The following is a 17,473-nucleotide window of genomic DNA, read 5'->3' on the forward strand; positions in this document are numbered from 1 at the left end:
TACCGCAAAGATCGTGGATTTTTGAGTGTTAATTAGTAATAAATTGGTATTAAAAAGAGGTTTAAAGCACTAACTAGGCAACGATAATTACGAAGAGGATTATTAAGGTGTTTTGGATTAACTCCGCCTCTGCTAAACACTAAAAAATGAAATAGCTTTTTACTTATGATAAAACATAAGGCTGGGTTTACTTTAACGGGTATTGTTAAAAATGGAATTTAAAAAACCAAACTTATTAAGCAAAGAAGCTAGTGTAGCTCTATGGCTTCAGGGGAAAGATGCTTGGAATGTGTGGGCAAAGAACAATCCGGACATAGGTGTTGACTTTAGTGGCGTGAGATTCGCAATACCCGACTTGCTACAAATCGCTCCCAATAATAAAGTTTTATTAAAAGCAAATGCAGAAGGTGATATTTCAGCTCTAACATTCGTTAACTACACGTTCCCTCATTTAGCTGATTTTTCAAATACTGAATTTAATATTCCTGCAATATTCGACAATGGTACTTTTAATGGAACAGCTGATTTTTCAAAAGCTATATTTTCCCAAAATGCCTCCTTCAATGGTATTACGTTCAATTGTATTGCGTCTTTTTACAACGCTGAGTTTCAAAACTCAATAGTTTTTAGTGATTGTAATTTCAAAGGAAATACACTATTCACTTTTTCGCATTTTGAAATGCTGGCTTACTTCCCAAGTACTACATTTCACGAAGTTGTAGGTTTTGATCATTCAACTTTTGCTGGCGGTACGCACTTTAAAAATACTAAATTCTTATGCAAAGAGGTTTATTTTGAGTATATAAACTGTACAGACACCTTCGACTTTGATGAACTTGATGCAAAGAAAGTAATAACTCTGTCTTTCAAAGGAAGTGTATTTGAAAAAGATTTTAATATTAGTGGACACTTTAAGTGTGTTCCAGATTTGAGAAGTACGAAGCTCAACCATCATACTGACTTAACCTCTATGATATACACCCTAAACCGTAAAAAGGTATTTTTTACTCCAATAAAAAAAGTTACTGACACACTCGATATTGGACGCCTATGTAGACTTAAAGAGCTTGCAGAACAAAATAAGAGTCATGATATGGCTTTGGCTTTTCATGCGGATGAACTTAGAGCTAAAAGATGGGGTAGGCTCAATATTGTACAGTCAGTTATGGATATAATTTATTCTGTTACCAGTAACTATGGGCAAAGTATAATGCGCCCCCTGCTGCTCCTAGTTATATCTTTTCTTCTTTTTAATTCGTATGTAATTTCAAAGTCAGATATTGAGATAAAAAGTGCTTACAAGCCGGCTGCAACTTTATCTATCGCTACAATAACTCCTTTTTTATCGATATCAAAGGAAGCTAGAGGGCACAGTGCGCAAGTGCTATTTGAAAAGCAATTACCTGAGAACTTTTATCTTTATAGCTATGCTTACGCCAGCTCGTCATTTTTATTTCTATTCTTAGTTGGGCTTGGTCTGCGTAACCGCTTTAGAATTTAAAAAACTTATAGGAATGAAGCCCCCATATGGCTACTTTTAAATTTTATAACCTTGATTAAACCAGATTAGAAAATACTATTGTGATTCTAGTAGTTGAATTAGCTTACGCTTACCTTCATCATCAAGCTTTTCGATTAAACATGCCAAAGTTGCGCTTTCCTCTGATTCACAAAAAAAGTAATTTACGGGAACATTTAGCTCGGTTGCTAGCTTTTTTAAAGTAGTTAAGTCGGGCATATGGCGACCCGTTTCGTAATGGTTCATTCTGCCACTGGCTGAACTTGGATCCATCCCCATTTTAATACCTAACTCTTTTTGGCTTATTTTCATTCGCTTTCGAGCCTCTTTAAGACGCTCTGTAAAAAAGGATTTAACCTGCACCGTTGCTTCATCTTGGTAGCTCTCACATTTAAATGATTGTCTAGTTTTTACATGAGCATGTATACTTAGTAATCCTAAGTTTATGGTGAGTAGTAAGGTTTAGCAATGAGTAAAAAAGCGAATATGAATGTATTTTTACATTTTCTTTTGGTAATCAAGCAGATGAATGATTTCACTGTGACGCAAGCGAAAGAGGCTTTATTGCGTGAACAATCTGAGTTTACTGATCCAGTAGAAACCCGAAAGTTTGTATATCGTCAATTAACTCGCAATGTTGCAAATGGACTCTTAAGACGAACCAACAAATTAAACAAGGGAGCTAAGGAGGTTATATATTCAACAACAGAGCTTTTTTCAAGTTTAGAAATCGTTCCTACTTCAAGGCGAGGCAAAGTAAAACAAATAGATACTGCAAATATTGGCGCTTCTGATATTTCGACCGAAACAGTTAAAGTTATTGAGTACCAAGAAGAACTTAAAAAAGATTTATTAACATACGAAATTGATTTAAATACTGTACTTGAAGAAGCTAAAGAGTATCAGCGCCTTTCTGCACGCTATCCTAAGCTGCAAGAACAGTTGCAACTGCATCACACTCAAGCTAAAGAAAAGTCGATTAAATTACTTGGCAAAATAAACGCTTTGCAGACGTTATTGGGTAATAAAATAAAAGAAAAAAAACCATGCTAAGGGGTTGGCAAACAGCCTGCTTATCGGCAGTTAAAAAGCACTACTCTCAAAGCCATAAGCACTTTTTTTGTTTAGCTACACCTGGGGCCGGTAAAACTGTATTGGCGGCAGAAGTTGCAGCGTATTTATTTGAAACTAAACAAATAGAATTTGTGATTTGCTTTTCACCCTCTAGTGAGGTGGCCAATGGTATTAGAAAGACATTTGCTAAACGGTTAAACTGTAATTTTGACGGTATTATTGGCTCAGTTGGTTGCTCGTATACTTATCAAAATATGCGCTTTTTTAATGATGACTATTGGAAGTTATTAAAGAACAACCGTGTGTTAGTGGTGTTTGATGAAATACACCACTGTGCTGGTTCAAGTATTGAGGATGCTAATGTATGGGGGCAAGATATTGTTAAAAACATTCAACAGCACGCTGCTTTCACGTTAGCGTTGACAGGTACACCTTGGCGCTCTGACCTTCTCCCAATTGCGCTGGCGACTTATAGCGACCCTGATAATAAAATAATATGTAATTACACTTACTCGCTGCAACAGGCGGTTAATGATGGCGTTTGCCGTAACCCCAAAATTGTTTTAATTGATAATGAAGAGATTTCGGTAACAACAGCAAAACAGGAAACTAAAACTTATAACTCATTAAAGTCTTTGCTAAAAGACCCATCGATTTCTTACCAAGATCTAATTAAGCACGAAGCTGTAATTAATTATATTGTTGCTCAAGGAGTAAGTAAGCTCGCCACTATTAGACAGCAGAATAGCAATGCCGCAGGGTTAATTGTTGCCTCTTCTGTTGAGCATGCAGAGCAGATAGTGATAGTTCTTATAGAGATTTTCCATCAATCAGCAACCATAGTTACTTACAAAGAAAGCGATGCAGGCGAGAGAATCCGTCTTTTTCGCTTTAGCAACACACAATGGATTGTAAGCGTTGGAATGGTGTCGGAAGGTACTGACATACCAAGACTGCAAGTGTGCTGCCATTTAAGCAGAGTTAAAACCGAGCTTTATTTTAGGCAGGTACTTGGCCGTATATTAAGAGTAAACAGTTCCCCCAACCAAGAAGCTTGGCTATTCACCCTAGCCGAAGAAACACTAAGCACTTTTGCAAATAGAATTGACCAAGAGCTACCTGACACTTGTGTACTAATAAGAAATAACGCCATAGCGAATGAATGTTTTAGAGCAGAGACTCATAAAAAGACAAGCTCCACTAGGCCCGATAGTCAGCCGATTGCGGAAATTGATGATTTATTATTTTCATGGGGCTTAAGTGAATCAAATCAGCTGAAAACTGAACCTCAAGAAGCAAGTTTTTTACAAGCCTTTGGTGGGTTTAGAGAGCGGGTAATAGAGACATTTTTAGTAGGGTAATTTGGAGTGATTCACATCAGTTCAGAGAGTTTTAATTATTAAGCTTAGGTTTCATCTGGCAAGCCGCTATGAGCGAGAAGCCGACAGTCGGGTAAACTCGTTTTTGGACAGAACTGTGTCAGTACTTTTTCTAAATTAGCAGCCCATGGATTACCTAAGGTATTGCAAACCTCTAATCAGGTGTCCAAAATTACTCATCCATTACAACAGATCATGGTCGACACACGTCATATCGACCGCACATACTGTTAGTGCCAGTTAAAATTCTTGTACTGTAGGGCGCAATACAATCTCGTTAACATCAACATCGTTAGGCTGTTCAATCACATAAGTGACAGCATTAGCGATAGACGTCGCTGAAATGGCATCGTTATACACCTCATTCACAAATTGAGAGCTCGTTGCTTCTGAGGTGCCATGTTTAAGTTCAGAATCAATGAGTCCAGGTGAGATGACAGTTGTGCGAATATTACGACCCACCTCCATACGTAGCCCCTGACTAATTGCACGAACGGCAAATTTAGTATCTGCATACACACTGCTCGCTGGCGAAACTTTATTACCTGCAACAGAGGAAATGCTTATGATCAAGACTTTATTCATTGGGGATAGTATAAATATATAGAGGTTGGTTTTCAGATATCACCTGACAGATGCCGAGTCGAGTTATAGACAACTGTCAGGTTTGAATGAGTACAACTAACTCATAGTAAATGAAGCAAGAGCTTGCTCTGCTATTTCAACACCATACTCTTGAACAAAGTGACCAGCTTCTTCAATTTTCATTGGCTCAGGACAACCTTTGATAACCGCTTTAAGTTGCTTCATGGCGGCCTCACCTAAGATTGCATCTTTCATTCCTATCGCCATAAAGCTTTCACCGCTCCATTCATTTGACCAGAACTCAATCGCACGAAGTCCATACTTCACCGCATCATCATCTGCATTCGTTGGGATCATCTGTGGGAATCGTTTCACGCCAACTTTGTAGTTTTTGTCAGGGAATGGTGCGTCATACGCAATTGCATCCATCACATTGACAGCTGCTCCAGCATCACATGCTATGATCCCTGCTACTGGTAATTCTGAAATTGTTTCATTAAAAGCCATCCACTGTACTGCGGCTTCGGCCAGCGGTTCACCATTTGAGATAGTAGTGTTCATCACAATAAGTTTTTTGAAACGATCTTGCATATCCATTGGTATCGTCAAACCAAGGCACCCGCCCCAATCCTGACAAACCAACACAATATTTTTAAGATCTAAGTGTTCAATTAATTGAATTAGACTGTTTCTGTGGAACTCAAAGTTGTACACAGAGTCTTCAATAGGCTTATCTGAGCGGCCAAAGCCGAATAAATCAGGGGCAACAACACGATGACCTGCATCAGTAAAAACTGGGATCATTTTACGATATAGATAACTCCATGTTGGTTCACCGTGCAAACAAAGAAACGTGTATTCCGAGTCTTTATCACCTTCATCAATATACGCCATTCGCAGCGATTCATATCCGCCGAGATCATCAACATAATTAGGTTGATAAGGAAACGCAGGGAGTACTGAAAAACGTTCTTCTGGTGTTCTTAATGCTTTAATCGTCATTATTTTTTCCTACAGATTGGTTAGTATTCATAAAATCGTCTGCACGGTCATTAATATTTTGTAGTGATCGATACATATTGTATGAATGCATTCTGTACCGATCGATAAAGCAAGTCAACAACGAAATTGACATTTTTTAGTGAATACTACAAAATAGTTATCGATCAATATACTTTAGGTAGGAGCACCATCGGTAATGGCCGGAAGAAAAAGAGCGTTTGACAGAGAGATCGCACTCGATAAGGCAATGCGCATATTTTGGAACAACGGTTATGCAGCCACATCTGTGGCGCATCTAACCTCAGAGCTTGGGATCAATACGCCTAGCTTGTATGCTGCTTTTGGCAACAAAGAGAAGCTATTCAAAGAAGTGATCGTGCATTACATCACGCAATATAGTGACCCGTGTTATCGCCATATCACAGAGCCTTCAGACGCGCCTTTCATAGAAAGGTTACGAGCGTGTTTCTATGAGTTGATTCAAGTGTTTTCAGATGCTGATACCCCGCTGGGGTGTTTATTAGTAAAAAGCGTCAATGAGTCTGACAGCGTTGCCTTTCCTGAAGAAGCGACGGTGTACATCAATCAATTTGGATTGAAAACCCAAAACTTGATCACTACCTTGATCGAGTCTGAGGGTGTAATAACTGAGTCTGAGACCGCAGAACTGCAGACAAAATACCTGCTATCGGTTCTTTATGGGCTTTCTACTCAGATTCGAGCGGGTGAGTCACAGCAAGTTGCAGAATCGGTCATGGACTACGCACTCAATTCGATACAGACGAGCATCGGTCAGTAATACTATTGTGGTGACGATGCCATTTCACTTAAACCAGTAATATCCGCCATATCTGTTGCAACCACGCCAGGGTGAACATTCCGTATCGATCACTAAGTAATGTCAAAGCTATAACTAAATATTTTTTAGTGAACGATGCAGAATTAGTTCGAACAACCCTTTCATTTGATTGGGGAGAGAAAGGGTAAAGGAGTTTGTGTCGCTTATTGTTATGGTGAGTATCGCCGTTTGAGTCTTGTTGTAAGTTGGCAAACTCTTTTTTGTTGTTCTGGTAAATGACAGATCATAAGCGAATTCTTCATGCAGTCTGTGTGATTGATTTGCAACGAGGATAAGGGGTGAAACCTATTCTGTAGTTATCGCTAAAAAATATTGACATTACTTACTGATCACTACAAAATAAGCCCTAGTCAACCGATACATTCAAATGATTGAGTAGGAATATGTTTAAGAAATTTGTACAAATTACCGCCATTTTTAATTTTCCTGTCGCGATTGGGATCATGATCCCTGAGCTTCTTTCTCCTAAGCCAAGTTCATTCATTGTTACTCTTGTGCTCGCTTCGTTCTTTATAAGTATCGGGGCAGCATTACTTTGGGCTGTCTCAGACTTACCTAGGCGTGCTCCTATAATTGTTTGGAATGGCCTTGTTCGACTTTTTGGCTTCTTCGTTGTCAGCTATGCCGCTCTGCTTGGTATCGCGCCAATGGCATTTATTCCTATTTCATTAATGGATCTGCTCGCTGCCACAATCTACATAATCGGAAGTTCAAAAATAACGGGGATTCCAGTTATGTCTCTGATTTTAGGAAAGTCCGCTTCTTAAAAGCTTTCGCTTTTTCACTTATAAAGCCAATGTAGCTAAAGTGAGCTAAGTAGCTTAAAAAGCATCAGATAAGGAATACAGGGGTATGAAACACGATGAATTCAATCAATTTTGTGAAGCTTTAAAATCCTCAACCTATGTCATGCAATGGGGAAACTCACATGTGTGGAAGGTGGGGGGAAAGGTGTATGCGATTGGCTTTACTTTAAAAGGAGGCACGACAGCATACACATTCAAAGCATCGAACCTGAATTATGAGTTTTTGTGTAACCATGATGGCTACCGTCCTGCTCCATACTTTGCTAGTCGAGGGATGAAATGGATCCAGCAAACCGATACCGACGGGAAACTTGATGAAGAGCTGAAGTATTACCTGTCTGAATCCTATCGAATAGTCTCCTCTGCACTAAGTAAACGAAAACAAGCAACGCTTGGCTTACCTCTATGATAAACATGCACTTGGGCGATCTAACCATAATAGCTCGATAAAGTTGCTTGTGGATTAAGTGTGTACATCAACTGTTAGACTATGCGTGTAACACTTCTGTCATTGGTCGTATTTCAAGAAGAAGCCGAACCACGAAACTGGATCGGTATATCTACTTTACCCGCTTATACTTGCAATTTCACGAGAGTCGTAAGGTTAAGAGCTTGATGTGAAGACATCAATCAGAAAGCTGTTTTACAAGCTCCTCATTAGTAATTGTAGGGCGTATTCCTGAATGAAAAACATACTATTCTGTTGCGCAAACTCATAATGGGGCAAAACCAATTTGCAAAATATGCAATTTGCTAACTCGAAAAGGGGCAAAAATTGGACAGTAGTGAGTTAGAGCTGAAGGACAGCTCTGTGCCAATTGTGGACCTTTACATTAACACATGTTTTCAATCAAATATTAACCAGAGTAACGCTCAAAACGATTTTGGCAAATACCGTTTGAATACCTTTCAGATTTTGTACATCTAAATTCTAATGCACGATCTAATTCACCAAAAAGTCGGATTCCACTACCAAGTAATACTGGTATTGTTGTAATTATAAGCTCATCAACCAAGTCTTCTTTTAGAAAGCTCTGAACAGTCAAGCCACCGTCTATGTATAAGTTGTTGTATCCCTCTTCCTTTAATTCGTTATTGATACTCTTAATATCACCTTTAACTAAAAATACTTTTCCATCTAATTTATCTGGCACGTTCTCCAATGAGTTGCTTAATACAAAAACAGGTTTGCTATAAGGCCATTCGATATCCATATTTGCAACCAACTCCATCGTGTTGCGCCCCATAACCAAAGCATCGATACTTTCCATATGAGCCTGATAACCCATATCGATATTATCTGGATTAGGAATAGCCTCTAACCAATCAATTGCGTTATTTTTTCCTGCGATGTAACCATCAAGGCTTGTAGCTATAAATACTATATTTGACATAAATACCTCAATTATCTTTATTCTACGGTGTAGAATATTGTAATATTATTCTACACCGTAGAAATTCAAAGTAAAGTATATAGATTTTTATATGAAGCAATCAGAAACTAGAAGAGGTCGCCCCTCCAAAGAAAAAAACATCCTTAGTGCCGAGTTAATAGTAAGTAAAGCCAAGTGCATGATGGCTGGCACTGGGAAAGTTCCTAGCATGAGGGCCATTTCAAAAGAATTGAATGTCGATCCTATGGCTTTATATTATTATTTTAATAACAAAAATATTTTACTGGAGGGTGTTGCCAAGTCACTAATGTCTGAAATATATGTACCTAGCGGAAAATTAGATTGGAAACAGGAACTAAAAGAACTTTCAAAAAGCTATTTAGCAATTCTCCGAAAATATGATGGATTACTAAAGACTCTTCTATCAATGTCTTCAAACAGTCCTGCTGATGTATTTATAAGTAGATTTAATTTAATTGTTAACCCATTAAAGCTTAGAAGCGATCAAGAAAAGGCTTTTCTTGATCTATTAGTTGACTATCTTCATGGTTTTTCAATGGCACTAGCATGTGACTCAACAGGTGAGTTGACACCAGATCATGCCGATAACTCACTAGGCTTTTTATTCAAAGGGGTGCAGGTATACAGAATTAGTTAAAATATATATGTCCGCTTTTCGCTCCGAGCCGAGCTTCCTCAAAGTGCCATTTACAGACGGTCAGGAGAATAATGTCTGGAGTCAAGATTTGACCCCTTTGCTTTTATAACAATAGTTACAACCCATTTAATCCTGAGGGGCAATTTCGTCTATGAGCTTGATATTCAGATACTTTATTGGAGTTTTCTGCAAAATAGCTGTTGAGAGCACTAGCTAGATCATCGGCTACCCATGGATTGTTGAAATCATCGTATATTTTTTCGCATATAGCATCATCCAAAGTAATACTATCAAGGTAACTTATTATGTGTTTTCTAGCTGAGTTGGCTGCAGAGAAGTTCCTGAATATTCCGTTATCTATTTTTGATCTTACAAAAACATTAAAATCGTTTAGTTCTAAAGTTCGTTGCTCTAGGTTATTTGGTTGGATATCAACCTCAAACACTATCTCAAACACCTCATTCATTTGTTCCTGTGGAATTAGCCCATTATTTATCAAAGAACATAATAGCCCAAAGTCATTCATATTACTTTTAAACAAATGACTTCTCCAAATAGTCCTTATAAGTGCAGGTTGTCCAGTCAATTCATTTGAAAATTGATTATTTTTCCTCAAGACCGACAGAGCTAGCTCTGGAGAAACCAACAACTTATTTAGCGTTACTGATTTGACGTCTGTGCTACCAAGTCTGTATATCGCTTCAATGAATTGAACTTTATTGCCACAGATCGCACCAGTCATAACCTCATAGCTAGTTTTAGTACTATCAAGATATACAAAAATTTCATCAATAAAGTCGTCAAGTTCACTACTTTCTACTGATGTATTCAAGCTAGCTATCAATTCATCAACAGGAGTATTTATAGGGGTTTTATCTGGGTTATAGTGATCTTTAATACGATCTAATAAACTATTGCGGCTACCATTGACTACAAACTTTGAAGCATTAGATATTAAAAATGAATAAAATGATTCTACATGTCCAGCAGTAATTAAGTTCGGTTTAGAGTGGGCACAATCATTTCGTCTATTTTTCCAAAATTCAACCTGATGACGTAAGTCTTCAGAGACGACAAATATGGGAGCAGGTGACTTTTGCTGCGTACATGAAAACGCATTCGCATCCCATTTATCGGGATTACGGAGGTCTCGCCCTTTTTGATCCCAAGCTGGTTCAAGAAAACCTGAAGGCATTGAAGCACTTAAAATACGATCTCTTACAATGGTTAAGAAGCCAACATAAGACATTAGTAAAGCACTTCTCCATGCTTTAGAGTTATAACAGATTAACGATTCTTCAAATACCGACTTCGCCTCTTCACTAATTTCTTGCTCATCTAACCATTGCTTTATTTTTGTTTGCACATTTGTCTCCTATAGTTATAACAGCTTATTGAACACCATTTTGGTGGTTTATAACACACCAAAACGGCGTATATTACATGTAAGCAAGTAATTAAAATAACTAGGAATTAAGCTTGTTATTTTGCACCAAAACGGTAGTTAATAATGTTATCGGACAAAATTAGGCTCCTACTCAAAAAAGCGGAAATAAATTTAACTTTTCAATGACTGCTATTCGCTCAAAGCTCCCCTTAGAGCATTTACGTTAACTCGTTTTGGGGCAAAAATGTGCCAGCCCAGATCCGACTTACTCGAAGCAGGACAAAAGTGTTTCAGCTTCTTAGCTAAATTAGCTGAAAACGGATTAAATAAAGTACGGGAAACCTTAAAAGTCAGAAGGAAGAATCGGCCCTCGCATTTTACCTTTCTACAAACTGTTTTGCTCGATCATGACGGACACCAACAAACTTGCTATATGGTTTCAAAGACTCCTCACTACATCCAAATATGTTTACATAAGCACCTTTAGCAACCTTTGTATTTAACTCATTGACATCATCAAGGGTTAATATTGATTCCCCACTAGGAAAACGATGGGAACTGCTAACCATGATTGCAATTGTTGGAGACAACGGATAGTACAAGTCCAATTGGTCATCCTCTGGAGGCGTCATATCATTAGTCAAACCCTTATGAACGTTTATCACTGGATTATCCGACGTGATAAACGGTTGAGTAGTCTCATTTAATAGAAGGCAATAATTGTCCTCTTTTCGAGATACGAACATTGAGTAACCAAGGTTTTGACCTAGCATATGACTTATAAACCACCAACACTCCGTCGATATATGATGCACTAATTTTGCTTTTTCAGAATCATCTTTTGACATAACCAGTAGTGCTATGTCGCGAAATGGCTTTGTTCTAGTGAACTGGTGCCCAAGATAATTACAAAAAGCAGTCAATTGCTTCATATCATCTAAGCAAGAAAAGTCTCGATTAATTAGTAGAGAAATGGTCTTCCCAGCGCTTCTTTCATAAGCAGTATGCAAATTCTCTAGGGTATTATGTTTATGCGCTTCTATTTCCTTCTCTGTTTCCACACTCTTCTTACCACTCGTTTGGTAAAACTCCTCCATTTTCTGAATTAATAGAAATTTTTGGAGCAGCTCCATATTTTGTTTATGCAACTGACTTTCGGAAGATATCATTCTGATTATCTTTACATGATCTTTAGTCAGTGGCTTGATTTGGTAAAAGTGCTTCTCCTTCGCAACCATCTTTACACTATCATAAGCAAAACCACCTTTAGCCTTCTTAAACCAGACTTTATTTTTGGTATCACCTATAGCCCAGTTTCGTAAATAGTTAGCCCATACATAATGATGTTCCTTTTTTAGCTGATGTGCTTTCTTCAACGGCTGTTCTTGTAGCATATTACTTTCCATTGCAGGGATTGAACAATTAGTGTGCCATAGTCGAGTATATTAACAATACTATAGTGACAAACGGGTTTTACCCACCTAGTTAAATGCGTTATCTAAGTAAGTTTTCAAGGTTTATGGTATTACTAAAACTAAGTTCAATTATACTTTTCCGCGTAGAGTTGGTATTAAATTGAAACACATAATGGGGCAGAAATGAGTTAAACCGGAAGGGCAGCTTATGGCATTAAGTCGAACTTCGGCAAAGAGCGATTACCGGTCATTGAGATAGGCTAAATGTAATGGTTAACTGATTGATAAAATTGCTCTTTGCTCATATATTCATGAAAATAAGCGACGGGCGTATATTGTTCTATTTAACTTTACTTTAAAGTTTTAAAAAACTTAGTGATAGTAATATCTTAGGTTATTTGTTAAAACTATATAAATAGTTAAATGAGCGTTAAGTCGGCAGAAATATGCTGCAGAGCGCGGCGTTAAAGCTCAAAGATGCACTGACACACCATAAACAGGAGGGAACCATGTTTAAAATTACTGGGCTTGATAAACTGCAGAAAGATCTAAAAAATGCAGAGCAAGCATTGAATGAACTAGATGGAGAGTTGGGCGTCGTTAACTTTGATCCTCATGATCCTGCCAGTATTGAGGCTGCCATCCAATCAGTTAGCCAAATTATTGATAACCGCATTGAACCTTATGCCAGTAGCCCTATCGTCGATTCGCTCACCGAACAAATGAAAGAAAGCTATAGAGAAACGATTCTTCAAAAGGCCGCTGAGGCCAGATTGCAACCTGACGAGAATTAGTGATGACCCAAGATATTTTCGGAGAAATTAACAACGCAATCCTAGACTTACAGAACTCGCAGTTGCAGACTTATGAACGCCCATTGAAAAAGCTAGGGCAATTGTTACGGCATACCGACCTTGAACCTTACAATGAGGAACTGACGGAAGGAGTTGACTTCGACGCTTTCATTGCTGAAAGCGAAAAAACTGGGGGCAGCATGGTCGGGAGTGCCCAACTTGCTTGGCCAGATGACCTCAAAAAAACGATGGGTTTAACATTGCTTCTTATAGATAAACTGGCTAATGACCCACGTTACGCTATCAACTTTAGTCATCATTTCTTCTACTCTGGAAATAAAATCATCGCTGGTATCCATGCGCTCACTGGGCAACTCATTATTCCCTTTGCGCGTGATTACAAGAACTATGTTCAATCGAAGGGGAGTATTGAAACTGTGTTGAAGCAACCAGTCTCACGAAAGGTGTTTATCGTTCATGGGCACGACAATGGTGCTCGGGAAACTGTGGCTCGTTTTCTGGAACGCATTGGTTTGGAGGCCGTTATTCTCCATGAACAGGCTAATCAAGGGAGAACAATTATCGAAAAAGTCGTTGCAAACAGCGATGTTGGGTTTGCGGTAGTCCTTCTCACACCGGATGATGAGGGCCGTGTAAAAGGAAGGGCACTTGAGCCTCGAGCTCGTCAAAATGTATTATTGGAACTGGGTTACTTCATTGGCCGCTTGGGCCGAGAAAAAGTATGTGCTCTCAAACGTGGTACGTTAGAAATACCTAGTGATTTCGCGGGTGTTGTATGGGAAACAATGGACAGTAGTGGCGGCTGGAAACAGGCTCTCGCGCGTGAACTTGAAGCGGCTGGGCACAGTATAGATTGGAACAAAGCAATGCGCGCTTGATGTGCGCACACCACAATCGAAGGCCCACTATTGCGGTTATTAAATTGGCGAGAATTTAATTGAAAAAGGATAGGAAGGCTATGGAATCGCGTCTTGCTTTTTCCACTTTCTTTTTGAATGATGTGGCACATATGCAACTGTCAGGCTTGATTTAATCACACGAAGCTAATCTGATGACTTATCCGTTTGAATCTCCGCTTTAACACCTTTAATCAGGCTAGGCTGGTTCGATTTACTTTACTATTGCAAACACTCGATCTGTGAGCATATCTTCTGGGTCTAATGCATTTGGGTTATAAGATGAGTTTTTGATTACCTCATAAATTTCAATATCTTTAATGTCTTGTTTAAAAGGATTTTTTGATTTTAGTTTTTCCTTATCATTAAAAAAATCAAACTTGTCATAAGCAGTAATAAAATGTTTATTTTCAAGATACTCATTACAACTTAGTGCTAATTTTAAAGCCTCCAACAGTAGATGTTTAAGAGCTCGATTCTCACCTCGACATGCAGCAAACAACGCTATTGTGGTATTTTTACTTTCAAGCTTAGGAGGTACATCAAATGGCATTTTCTTAGCTAACCCCATCAAATATTGGCGAAAGTACTTGCTGTCATTTTTTAGGCTAAAGTATTCAAGTTTTCTTTTTCTAACTAAGCGAGAAGCCCATTGAGGTTCTTCAGCTATTTTTGCAGCCCAAGGCATACCAACCAGTACTATTGGCACTTTGGCTTCTTCACTAATAAACTTTAACCCATTTGCAATTTGTTGTCGTTCTTGTACGCTTTTAAACTCTATTAACTCCTGAAACTCATTAATGATGAGTAGCTCTACTTGAGCTTTAATTAAGCTCTCTACAAGCTTTTTAGTAAGGTCTGTTTTGTAGCCTCGCTTTTTAATTTGACTACTTCCAAATAGCTCCAGATCTGCCAGCATTTGGACTAAAGTAGCATCTAAGCCTTTCCCCCTAGATATACGACTTACTAAGACTGGCATAGTGTTTCGACTATAATTCTGTGTAGCTAGAACTCTTTTTTTGTAGTGATTAATGGTATGACTTTTTCCAACACCTGTATCACCAATTAATAGCATACACTGTTGGTCTGACTGAAATTTACGGTTTAATCTTAATTCATCAAAGTCATTAAAAATTGTTTTAATTTGCGGGTGCATAACGATGCAATCGCTAAAGTTCCGTAACTTCTCTATCTGTATCTCTGTTAAGGCATTCATTCAAATGCCTCTAAGTCATCATCCCAGTCGTCAGAATTATCGTTACTTATATGTTTTTGCACAGGGGCTGCACTTTCTTCAGAGACCTTAATAGTGCCCGTTCCTGTGTTGCTTACATCAGCTATTTGAGCTTGCTTTTTGACGGTTGTAATTTTTGCTTTAGTTTTTGATGCAGTAAAAGCTTCTTGCTCTTGCTTTACTCGCTCATGAATAGCCATGCGTGCTTTAGCTAAGCCCAGACTATTTTTAGATTCCCTAATGGTTTCTCTATTAATTTTTTTTATTGTTTTATGTTCATAGATGCTTAGCTCATCCGTATAACCGGTAGGATCTGTACAAGGTACTTCTAGGTAGCTTTCAAGCTCTTCTAAGTAAACATAAATTTTTGAAATGTCATCAGGGTCGACTTTAATCAGTTTTTTTACAGTTTCCTTAGTTTGCGGATAATGTTTACGATAATCAGCTAAAGCAGTCGAGTCATACATTAGCTCTTCAAACTTTATACCATTTCTACCTAACGTTCTTGAGTCAGAGATACGCATTAACATAGTAAAACGCGCTTCTTCTTCTTCACTCATAGCTAAAGGAGGATAGACATCATATCCTTGTTGCCACTTATTGATTGGGATATGCGTTTCACGAGAGTCACTATCTTGATGGTATACATCTACAATCCAGCGTTGGAACTCTTCTACAAACGTTGAAAAACGTATAATTGCATCTTTTTCAGGTTTATATTCTTCTTTTTCTAAAATATTTGAGAATGTTTTTCCTGGAAATTCTGGTATTAAATACTGATTTATGACTTTAAAAAAACGCTCTACGACAGGCTTTAGCCAAGGTTTGCGTACAGGGTTATATTGGATATTTATTCCTGCTGACTGACAAGCATACTCTAGATTTTTAGACCAAAATTCAGCACCATTATCTACAACTAAGTTTTCAAATTTACCAAAGCAAGGCCAATTATTTTGTAATTGTATACTCATAGCATCAAGTTTCTTTGGTTTAATAGCATGAGTAATAGCCTTAGCCGCAGATACATATGAAGGAGATTTATAACTAAGATGAAAACCAAGGACACAACCACTAAATACATCAATAAGTAATGTTAGGTAAGGTCTTCCAATGGGAATAAATAACTCATCATCAAGTAGGATTAAATCAAGTGGTGTATGATCAATCTCTACCCGCTCTAATATTCTTGTCGGTGGCACGTGTGCTGAACAGTACGCGAACCATTGATCTGCTTTAAATTTACCATGCCTTGCTACAGCCACCGCGTATGGGGGTATTGCTTTAATTCTTTTATTAAAAGCAGTGTAAGATATGATTGGAATTTTGCCTTCAACAATATTCTCATTTTCAATAACAATTAGGTCTTTGTAATACTGGTATGCTGTTGCAACAGTAGGTCTTTTAGCATCTAAAAATCGTTCTAATGCTTTATCAAAAAATTTATCATCCCCTTTTATACGGTTAGTTCTGTTTCCCATTTTGTGGTTTTTATCAGCAAGGGAGGCAATATCACCGTTGCTGTCAATATACTTTTTACGCCAACGAGCAACAGTCCGCCAATTTGGCCGAACTACGTCACCTCCTTTAAAAAGCTCATCCAAAATAGGATCTAAATTTCGTTGGGTCCAGCCGCGTGAAAGTTTTTTATCTATAGTGCTAATTAGCTTATACCTTTGTAGCGCTTGGTTTTTTAAAGCGTCAGTAAAGGTATCCAGATCACGCTGGGTTAAGTTGGCATCATCTAATTTGACGTACTGTGTGGGCGTTTGTGGTTTTAATGGCGCTAGTGATTCATCAAATTCATTAAAAAAATCTGTCATGGTGTAACCCACAAGGTTGGATTATTAGTTAGATCATCAATACCTAAGTTAGCTTTGATCAATCCCTTACCCATTAGTGCGAATAAATAAGAGCGAGCCTCGCCAATAGGTAAGCCAATCTGGCGGCTTATATCATTTAGCTTAATTGCCCCAGATTTATGAATAAAATTAAGTAACTCTTTTTGAATGCTACTTATACCGAAAACACCTGAGTAACGGTGTAATAGCTTTAAGTTGTTTAATATTGGATTTACCCTAATCTGTCTATCAGTGACTAAAACAAGATCAATTCCCAATTTTAATGATGCAGCTCTTTTGGCAGCAAATTCAGCTCTAAATAGTGGAGAAGCAATTTTAGAATAGGGCTTATATTCGTGGTATTTTTGGGTTTTATCTGTATATGAAATCAGTGCATCTGGTGTGTAAGGTAAGCTTTTACCCATAAACTCATATTTAAAGCCTTCAGGCTGACTCCCAAAACTCTCTATCAAGTCGTTATATTCATGATGAAAACATGCATCAAACTCTAATGAGCTCTCACACATAATTACACTACTAACTTTAGTGCTCGCAAATTTGAATACATTTTTATTTGGAGATGGCTTTCTTAAGTTACGTATATACATAAGT

At 38.0% G+C, this 17,473-nt stretch carries 18 protein-coding genes; 9 read left to right on the forward strand and 9 right to left on the reverse strand.

The features are described from left to right. Positions 1-211 precede the first annotated feature (211 nt). Positions 212-1,501 (forward strand): pentapeptide repeat-containing protein, encoded by a 1,290-nt coding sequence (locus AN390_RS11015; RefSeq protein WP_055254546.1) that lies wholly within the window; start codon positions 212-214, stop codon positions 1,499-1,501. Between the two features lie 75 nt (positions 1,502-1,576). On the opposite strand, the gene AN390_RS11020 is transcribed toward AN390_RS11015, so the two are convergent. Beyond that, on the reverse strand, positions 1,577-1,831 hold the full coding sequence (locus AN390_RS11020; protein ID WP_055254548.1) for a helix-turn-helix domain-containing protein: 255 nt from the start codon (positions 1,829-1,831) through the stop codon (positions 1,577-1,579). A gap of 156 nt (positions 1,832-1,987) precedes the next feature. Here AN390_RS11020 and AN390_RS11025 point away from each other — a divergent pair, with 156 nt between their 5' ends. Further along, the gene (locus AN390_RS11025) at positions 1,988-2,572 is read left to right on the forward strand and encodes a hypothetical protein (RefSeq protein WP_055254550.1); all 585 of its coding nucleotides are present in this window, start codon (positions 1,988-1,990) and stop codon (positions 2,570-2,572) included. Beyond that, positions 2,566-3,954 (forward strand): DEAD/DEAH box helicase, encoded by a 1,389-nt coding sequence (locus AN390_RS11030; protein WP_055254552.1) that lies wholly within the window; start codon positions 2,566-2,568, stop codon positions 3,952-3,954. The genes AN390_RS11025 and AN390_RS11030 overlap by 7 nt, the downstream gene beginning before the upstream one ends. Before the next feature lie 258 nt (positions 3,955-4,212). Here the strand turns inward: AN390_RS11030 and AN390_RS11035 are convergent, their stop codons facing one another. Together AN390_RS11035 and AN390_RS11040 are read right to left on the reverse strand one after the other, a co-directional pair. Then, positions 4,213-4,545, reverse strand: a complete 333-nt coding sequence (locus tag AN390_RS11035) for an SDR family NAD(P)-dependent oxidoreductase (protein ID WP_236695093.1) — start codon at positions 4,543-4,545, stop codon at positions 4,213-4,215. 108 nt (positions 4,546-4,653) lie between these two features. Then, positions 4,654-5,559, reverse strand: coding sequence for a haloalkane dehalogenase (locus AN390_RS11040; RefSeq protein ID WP_055254554.1), 906 nt, complete (start codon positions 5,557-5,559; stop codon positions 4,654-4,656). A gap of 196 nt (positions 5,560-5,755) precedes the next feature. Between AN390_RS11040 and AN390_RS11045 the strand changes: the two genes are divergently transcribed. The 3 genes from AN390_RS11045 (at position 5,756) to AN390_RS11055 (ending at position 7,633) form a co-directional block, all read left to right on the forward strand. Next, positions 5,756-6,358: a TetR/AcrR family transcriptional regulator gene (locus AN390_RS11045; RefSeq protein WP_055254556.1), complete on the forward strand. Its 603-nt coding sequence runs from the start codon at positions 5,756-5,758 to the stop codon at positions 6,356-6,358. A 443-nt stretch (positions 6,359-6,801) separates the two neighbouring features. Further along, positions 6,802-7,185: a hypothetical protein gene (locus AN390_RS11050; RefSeq protein WP_055254558.1), complete on the forward strand. Its 384-nt coding sequence runs from the start codon at positions 6,802-6,804 to the stop codon at positions 7,183-7,185. Positions 7,186-7,270: 85 nt separating this feature from the next. After that, on the forward strand, positions 7,271-7,633 hold the full coding sequence (locus tag AN390_RS11055; protein WP_055254560.1) for an MmcQ/YjbR family DNA-binding protein: 363 nt from the start codon (positions 7,271-7,273) through the stop codon (positions 7,631-7,633). A 448-nt stretch (positions 7,634-8,081) separates the two neighbouring features. Here AN390_RS11055 and AN390_RS11060 read toward each other — a convergent pair whose 3' ends face one another. Beyond that, positions 8,082-8,618, reverse strand: a complete 537-nt coding sequence (locus tag AN390_RS11060) for a dihydrofolate reductase family protein (protein WP_055254562.1) — start codon at positions 8,616-8,618, stop codon at positions 8,082-8,084. Positions 8,619-8,709: 91 nt separating this feature from the next. On the opposite strand from AN390_RS11060, the gene AN390_RS11065 reads away from it, so the two are divergent. After that, complete coding sequence (locus AN390_RS11065; RefSeq protein ID WP_055254564.1) at positions 8,710-9,276, forward strand: TetR/AcrR family transcriptional regulator; 567 nt, start codon at positions 8,710-8,712, stop codon at positions 9,274-9,276. Positions 9,277-9,391: 115 nt separating this feature from the next. Here AN390_RS11065 and AN390_RS11070 read toward each other — a convergent pair whose 3' ends face one another. Both AN390_RS11070 and AN390_RS11075 read right to left on the reverse strand, forming a co-directional pair. Beyond that, positions 9,392-10,642 (reverse strand): hypothetical protein, encoded by a 1,251-nt coding sequence (locus AN390_RS11070; RefSeq protein WP_055254565.1) that lies wholly within the window; start codon positions 10,640-10,642, stop codon positions 9,392-9,394. Positions 10,643-11,040: 398 nt separating this feature from the next. Beyond that, the gene (locus tag AN390_RS11075) at positions 11,041-12,057 is read right to left on the reverse strand and encodes a DUF4238 domain-containing protein (protein WP_201780874.1); all 1,017 of its coding nucleotides are present in this window, start codon (positions 12,055-12,057) and stop codon (positions 11,041-11,043) included. A gap of 530 nt (positions 12,058-12,587) precedes the next feature. On the opposite strand from AN390_RS11075, the gene AN390_RS11080 reads away from it, so the two are divergent. Both AN390_RS11080 and AN390_RS11085 read left to right on the forward strand, forming a co-directional pair. Then, on the forward strand, positions 12,588-12,872 hold the full coding sequence (locus tag AN390_RS11080; RefSeq protein ID WP_029772097.1) for a hypothetical protein: 285 nt from the start codon (positions 12,588-12,590) through the stop codon (positions 12,870-12,872). Between the two features lie 2 nt (positions 12,873-12,874). Then, complete coding sequence (locus AN390_RS11085) at positions 12,875-13,771, forward strand: TIR domain-containing protein (protein ID WP_055254567.1); 897 nt, start codon at positions 12,875-12,877, stop codon at positions 13,769-13,771. A gap of 232 nt (positions 13,772-14,003) precedes the next feature. Here the strand turns inward: AN390_RS11085 and AN390_RS11090 are convergent, their stop codons facing one another. From AN390_RS11090 to AN390_RS11100, 3 genes are read right to left on the reverse strand one after another with little or no spacing between them, the layout of a single operon-like run. After that, on the reverse strand, positions 14,004-15,005 hold the full coding sequence (locus tag AN390_RS11090) for a TniB family NTP-binding protein (protein WP_055254569.1): 1,002 nt from the start codon (positions 15,003-15,005) through the stop codon (positions 14,004-14,006). Continuing rightward, positions 15,002-16,843: a Mu transposase C-terminal domain-containing protein gene (locus AN390_RS11095; protein WP_055254570.1), complete on the reverse strand. Its 1,842-nt coding sequence runs from the start codon at positions 16,841-16,843 to the stop codon at positions 15,002-15,004. The genes AN390_RS11090 and AN390_RS11095 overlap by 4 nt, the downstream gene beginning before the upstream one ends. After that, positions 16,840-17,469: a TnsA endonuclease N-terminal domain-containing protein gene (locus AN390_RS11100; RefSeq protein WP_055254572.1), complete on the reverse strand. Its 630-nt coding sequence runs from the start codon at positions 17,467-17,469 to the stop codon at positions 16,840-16,842. The genes AN390_RS11095 and AN390_RS11100 overlap by 4 nt, the downstream gene beginning before the upstream one ends. Between the last annotated feature and the right edge of the window lie 4 nt (positions 17,470-17,473).

It is taken from the genome of Pseudoalteromonas sp. P1-11 (assembly GCF_001399995.1).
GTDB lineage: Bacteria > Pseudomonadota > Gammaproteobacteria > Enterobacterales > Alteromonadaceae > Pseudoalteromonas > Pseudoalteromonas atlantica.